The organism is Frankia sp. CeCAU1, from assembly GCF_977971845.1.
This window is the reverse complement of record NZ_CDWWXA010000116.1, coordinates 1-5,534: the sequence shown is the minus strand read 5'-3', so window position 1 is coordinate 5,534 and position 5,534 is coordinate 1. Positions and strand designations below refer to the sequence as shown.

Genomic DNA, 5,534 nt, shown 5'->3' with positions numbered 1-5,534 from the left:
GAACAGTCCTTCGCCACTCTGCGACAGTCCTACGACACCCCAGAGTAGCGGCCTGTAAAGGGGACGGCCACCGCATGATCCCTTCGAGAAAGATACGAAGCAACTTGACGAGGAAGAACCACGATTACACGCACCGATGGCAAAGCGCAATCATATGTCCGTTAATGTCGGTCTATGGATCGACGGATGCTCCTTTCCCTATTGGGCATCGGCGCCGCGCAGGCGCTGATCGGATGCTCGGCCGGCACGGCGCCCGCCAAGCCCGACACCCACGCCACCGACACCGTGCGTGGCCTTGGCCCCGTCCCAGCGGTCGCACCCGTACCCACGCCCGGGAATTCCGTAGCCACGCCCGGGGATGGAGTGGTCACAGGTCCGTTGCCCTCGTTTCCGCCGATGCCCCCGCCGCATCCAGGCCGACCCACCGTGACCTTCCAGGCACCCGCCCGGACCCAGCAGATCGCCCTGACGATCGACGACGGCTACGATGCCGCGACGGTCGCCGGCTACGTGGCGTTCGCCCAGCGATCGAAGATCCCCATCACGTTCTCGCCGAACGGCGCCTACCGGGCGATCTGGGACCGCCACGCCGACGTCCTGCGTCCGCTGGTGGAGTCCGGTCAGGTGCAGATCGGCAACCACACCTGGACCCACAAGAACCTGCTGCACGAGACGGACACCACGATCCGGGCCGATATAGAGCGGAACGAGCAGTGGATTCAGCGAACCTTCGGAATCACCAGCCGGCCCTGGTTCCGTCCGCCCTACGGCGCCCACAACCCCCACGTCGACGGGCTCGTGGGCGAGCTTGGCTACACCCGGGTCCTGCTGTGGAACGGCAGCTTCGGCGACTCGACCACACTCACCCCGCAGCAGCTCATCGGGCTTGCCGAACAGTACCTCAAGCCAGGCACGATCATGATCGGCCACGCCAACCACCAGACCATCCTCGGCCTGTTCGACAAGGTCCAACAACTGATCGAGCAGCGCAACCTTCAGCCGGTCACCCTGGATACCATGTTCGGCACCTCCCGCGCCGTCGGCTGACAACGGCAACATTTCTGCGGAAGCGACGATCTCGTCCTGGTCGGAAGGGCCCGAGGAATGCCCGGTCAAGAAACTCCCGGCCAAGGAATTCCCGGCCAAGGAGTTTCACCCGGGCCGGCCTTTCCGAGGTCAGGTGAGCAGGTCGTGGACCGGTACCGGGGTGAGGCCGGCCGTGCGCAGGTTCGCGACGATCCGGGGGAACGCGCTGACGGTGCCCGGGTAGCCGAAATGCATGCTCACGATGGAGCCTGGCCGGGTGCCGGCCCGCACCCGCGCGACGACGGTGTCGGCTCCGGGAGAGGTGTAGTCGAGCGGGTCGACGTCGAAGTCCACAACCGTGCGGTACCCGGCGGCGCCGGCCTCGGTGAGGATCAGCGGGGTGGCGGTGCTCGTGCCGGAGGGCCGGAAGTAGCGGCCCTGCGTCGGGGCCAGTCGGGCCAGGACGTCCCGGCAGCCGGTGATCTCCGCGGTCACCCGATCGGCTGGAAGCGTCGTCAGCGCCGGGTGGGTGTAGGTGTGGTTCGCCAGTTCGTTGCCGGCCGCGAGGATGACGGGGACGAGGTCGCGGTGCTGGTCGAGCCATTGCCCGACCGCAAACACGGTGATCGGTGCCGAGAGCCTGGCGGCGTCGGTGAGGAGCTGATGGGCCAGGGACAGATCCTGACCCGCCTCGTGCGGGCCGAGATGGAAGGTGAGCGCGACCCGGGACCGGTCACGCGGTCCGTGGGTGACCGCCGCCGCCGCGCCTCCCGGCACCAGCTCCGGGCCGCCGGCCGCGCCGGCAGCGAGCGAGGCCGCCGCGGTCTCACCCGATGTGCCGCCAAGGGCAGGGGCGAAGGGTGACGGCGTTGCTCCTGAGGACGCTGGTGGCGCCGAGGGGGTCGAGCCACCGGTACCGCAGCCCGCCAGCCCCGTGGCCGCCGCCGTACCGGCCACAGCCAGGAACTGGCGACGAGAGGTACCACGACCGGCCGGCTGGGACATGACGCTGAGGGTATCCCGGCTACGGGGTATCCCGGCCACGGGATATCCCGGCCACGGGATATCCCGGCCACGGGATATCCCGGCCACTGGAGGCGCCCGATGGGCACCCAGGATCACCAGCCGGGTACCGTGAGGCCACGAGCGGCCAGACCCCGAAACGAGCCTTCTTGTCGGCAATGATCACGATCATGCGGCGATCAGTAAAATGTCTTTTTACCATGTTCGATTATGCGGCCGTCCGACGGGGTCGAAGGGCCCCGCGTGAAAAGACGGTACTAGCGTGTTGGCATGCCAACCAGGGCGAAAACGCATCAACCCCGGCCCGGGAAGCGGCCCCGGCCGTACGGCCCGATCCTGCTGGCCGGCCTGGTGGTCCTTGTCGTCGCCCTGCTGGCGGGCTGGGTTCTCCGTGACCCGGGCAACCAGGCTGCGAACGCTGGAGCCCTCCCGCAACCGCCTGCGTCCCCGGCTGCGTCCCCGGCCAGGGCGGGAGCAAGCCCCACCGCCGCCGTTGCTGGTGGTGGTACCACCGTTGCTGGTGCTACCACCGCTGCTGTGGATGTGTACGCCCACGCCCATGCCGGGATGCTGAGCCCGGTCGTGCGCGACGATCCGCAGCTCGTCTATGTCCCGAACCTGTCCGACGGCACGGTCAGCGTCATCGACCAGCACACGCTGCGGGTAGTGGCCACCTACCCCACGGGGCGCGGCCCGCAGCATGTGGTCCCGTCCTGGGACCTGCGGACCCTGTGGGTCAACAACAACGTCGGGAACAGTCTGTCACCGATCGACCCGCGGACCGGGCGCCTCGCCGGCCGGGCCATACCGGTCACCGACCCTTACAACCTGTACTTCACCCTCGACGGAAAGAGCGCGATGGTCATCGCCGAGGCGAACCACAGCGTCGACTTCCGCGACCCTCATACCTTCGCCCTGCGCCACAGCCTCGACGTGGGCAGCCGGTGCGCGGGCGTCAACCACGTCGACTTCTCCCCGGACGGCACCTATGCGATCGCCACCTGCGAGTTCGCCGGCCAACTGGTCAAGATCGACCTGGCGCACGAGCGGGTCCTCGGCTACCTCGATCTCGGACGCACCGCGGCCCCCCAGGACATCAAGATCGATCCTGCGGGCCGGGTCTGGTACGTCGCCGACATGAACGCCGGCGGCGTCCACCTCATCGACGGGGACACCCTCACCAAAACCGGCTTTGTCCCGACCGGCCCGGAGGCCCACGGCCTGTACCCCAGCCGCGACGGCCGCTATCTCTACGTCGTCAACCGGGGCGGCATGATGACCTCCGACATGGTCCCGTTCCCGCATACCGGTGATCGGGGCTCCGTGTCGGTCATCTCCTTCACCACCAGGAAGATCGTCGCAAACTGGGCCATCCCCAGCGGCGGGACCCCCGACATGGGCAACGTCAACGCCGACGGGACCCGGCTGTGGCTGTCCGGCCGGCGCAGCAACGTCGTGTACGTGTTCGATACCGGCGGGAACGGCGGGTCGGACCCGACGACCGGCCGGCTGTTGACCGAGATCCCGGTGGGCCACGAGCCGCACGGGCTCGCCGTCTGGCCGCAGCCCGGGCGCTACTCCCTCGGCCACACCGGAATCATGCGATAAGCCCTCGCGTGTTCGATACTGCTGTCCACCGGCTGTCCACCGGCGCACCGCCAGCACGATCACCTCCGGGGGAGGGGGAACCGGAGCCCCCCTACCTGCCAAGATGAGGTGATCCTTGCGGCGCTGTCCCGGCTGTTACCCCGGGCCCGCTGGGACGTCTTCTTCGTCACCCCGGCCACCGTGCTGCGGTGGCACCGTGACCTCCTCCGGCAACTTTCTTACCCGGCGGCACATTGCCTTGACGCCGGCGACAAGGTTTAGCGTCTTGCCCCGGGCGGGTGAAGGAGGCCGGATGCTGATCGGCGAACTGGCGGAACGGGCCGGCACGAGCACCCGCACGCTGCGCTACTACGAGTCACACGGGTTGGTACGGCCACGGCGCTCCGCCAACGGCTACCGTGTCTACGACGAGGCGGAGCTGCGAGTCGTCCACGAAATTCGGGCCCTGCTCGCTGTGGGCTTCGACCTCAACGACATCCGCCCGTTCGTCGCCTGTTTGCGGGCCGGCAACACGTCGGGACACGTTTGCCCGGACTCTGTGCTGGTGCTGCGACGCAAACTCGCCGAAGCCGATGCCTGTATCAAGCGGCTCGACGCGGTACGGCAGCAGTTGCAGAGCCAGCTCGCTCAAGCGATCGCGATGCGGCCATAGTAACCGTCGCCGACCGACGAACAGTCATCGAGCCCAACGTCCCTGTCCGCCCGGCCAACGGCGGGCGGGGAGCAATGGGGTATCAGCAGATCGGAAGAATGAGATGAAGTTCGCAATCGGCTACAGCACGCCCTACTACGGTGTCGACCCGGACCGGATCACTGCCTACGCCCAGCATGCGGAGGAATGCGGCTTCGAGGCACTGTATCTGCCGGAGCACATCGTGCTGTACCCCGGGGCGATGGTCGGGTCCATCGAGATCCCGCCGTCGCTGCCCTACGCCGATCCCCTCGATTGCCTGAGCCTCGTCGCCGCGGCCACGAACCGGATGCTGCTCGGCACGGGCGTGCTGCTGCTTCCCTACCACCATCCAGTGGTCCTCGCCAAGCGACTGGCCACCATTGATGTGCTGTCCAAGGGGCGGATGCGGCTATTGACCGTGGGGCTGGGAACCTTGCCGGGCGAGGCCCAGGCGGTGGGGGTGGATTTCAGCACCCGTGGTCGCCGCGCCGACGAGGCGATCGACGTGATGCGACTGCTCTGGGCCGGAGGTGAGGACGGGGTCAGCTTCCGCGGGGAGTTCTTCGACTTCGACAACCTGTGCAGCTTCCCGAAGCCCTACGGCGTTACCCAGCTGCCCATCCACGTTGGTGGATCAAGTCGGGCGGCTGCACGCCGGGCCGGGCGGCGAGGCGACGGCTACTTTCCCGGCGGTGCGCTCGGTCCTGATGAGCGTAGCCTCCAACTAGACCTCGCCCGGTCAACCGCCTTCGAGGCTGGCCGTAATCCGGATGCTCTGGAGTACACGCGATGGGGGTCGATCGACATGACACCGGAACGGGTGGAGGCGTTCGCCGCGCAGGGTGTGACCCGCATCGTCGTGGGCGCCACGGCCATCGATCCAGTTCAGCAGCGCGACGAGATATCCGCGTTCGCCCAGCGGTTCGGCCTCCTCGACCGCCTGTCGACCTGACGGTTCGGCCAGACCAGGTCGGCGACGCGTATGTTCTCGACGCCCGCCAGCAGGCGGAGTTCACCTTCGCCCACTTGCCGGGTGCGACCTCATGTCGAGCTCGGCGACTTGCCCGCCCACCTCGCCGACGTCGCCGCCGGGCTACCGGCCAGCGGCACAGGTCCGGGTCGGTGTGGGCATCCCACCTGCACGCCGGCGCTTGATCCCACCCGCCGCCGGCTCCTGCCCCAGGACCGACCCACCCCCTTCTGC

5 protein-coding genes are annotated in these 5,534 nt (G+C 68.1%); 4 read left to right on the top strand and 1 reads right to left on the bottom strand.

The genetic code is table 11. The features are described from left to right. Positions 1-186: 186 nt before the first annotated feature. Positions 187-1,047, top strand: coding sequence for a polysaccharide deacetylase family protein (locus AC08OO_RS17930; protein WP_476610806.1), 861 nt, complete (start codon positions 187-189; stop codon positions 1,045-1,047). 129 nt (positions 1,048-1,176) lie between these two features. On the opposite strand, the gene AC08OO_RS17925 is transcribed toward AC08OO_RS17930, so the two are convergent. Further along, on the bottom strand, positions 1,177-2,031 hold the full coding sequence (locus AC08OO_RS17925) for a polysaccharide deacetylase family protein (protein ID WP_476618799.1): 855 nt from the start codon (positions 2,029-2,031) through the stop codon (positions 1,177-1,179). 288 nt (positions 2,032-2,319) lie between these two features. Here AC08OO_RS17925 and AC08OO_RS17920 point away from each other — a divergent pair, with 288 nt between their 5' ends. The 3 genes from AC08OO_RS17920 to AC08OO_RS17910 all read left to right on the top strand — a co-directional run bounded on the left by AC08OO_RS17920 (position 2,320) and on the right by AC08OO_RS17910 (position 5,282). After that, a complete protein-coding gene (locus AC08OO_RS17920; RefSeq protein WP_476610808.1) occupies positions 2,320-3,657 on the top strand; it encodes a YncE family protein in 1,338 nt (445 codons plus the stop codon). Between the two features lie 292 nt (positions 3,658-3,949). After that, a complete protein-coding gene (locus AC08OO_RS17915) occupies positions 3,950-4,309 on the top strand; it encodes a MerR family transcriptional regulator (protein WP_476610810.1) in 360 nt (119 codons plus the stop codon). A gap of 103 nt (positions 4,310-4,412) precedes the next feature. Then, the gene (locus AC08OO_RS17910; RefSeq protein ID WP_476608390.1) at positions 4,413-5,282 is read left to right on the top strand and encodes a TIGR03619 family F420-dependent LLM class oxidoreductase; all 870 of its coding nucleotides are present in this window, start codon (positions 4,413-4,415) and stop codon (positions 5,280-5,282) included. Positions 5,283-5,534 lie beyond the last annotated feature (252 nt).

Excerpts from the sequence above, each read along its gene's own strand:
- AC08OO_RS17930 (WP_476610806.1), top strand. The coding sequence starts at position 187 with ATGCTCCTTTCCCTATTGGGCATCGGCGCCGCGCAGGCGCTGATCGGA.
- AC08OO_RS17925 (WP_476618799.1), bottom strand. The coding sequence starts at position 2,031 with ATGTCCCAGCCGGCCGGTCGTGGTACCTCTCGTCGCCAGTTCCTGGCT.
- AC08OO_RS17920 (WP_476610808.1), top strand. The coding sequence starts at position 2,320 with ATGCCAACCAGGGCGAAAACGCATCAACCCCGGCCCGGGAAGCGGCCC.
- AC08OO_RS17915 (WP_476610810.1), top strand. The coding sequence starts at position 3,950 with ATGCTGATCGGCGAACTGGCGGAACGGGCCGGCACGAGCACCCGCACG.
- AC08OO_RS17910 (WP_476608390.1), top strand. The coding sequence starts at position 4,413 with ATGAAGTTCGCAATCGGCTACAGCACGCCCTACTACGGTGTCGACCCG.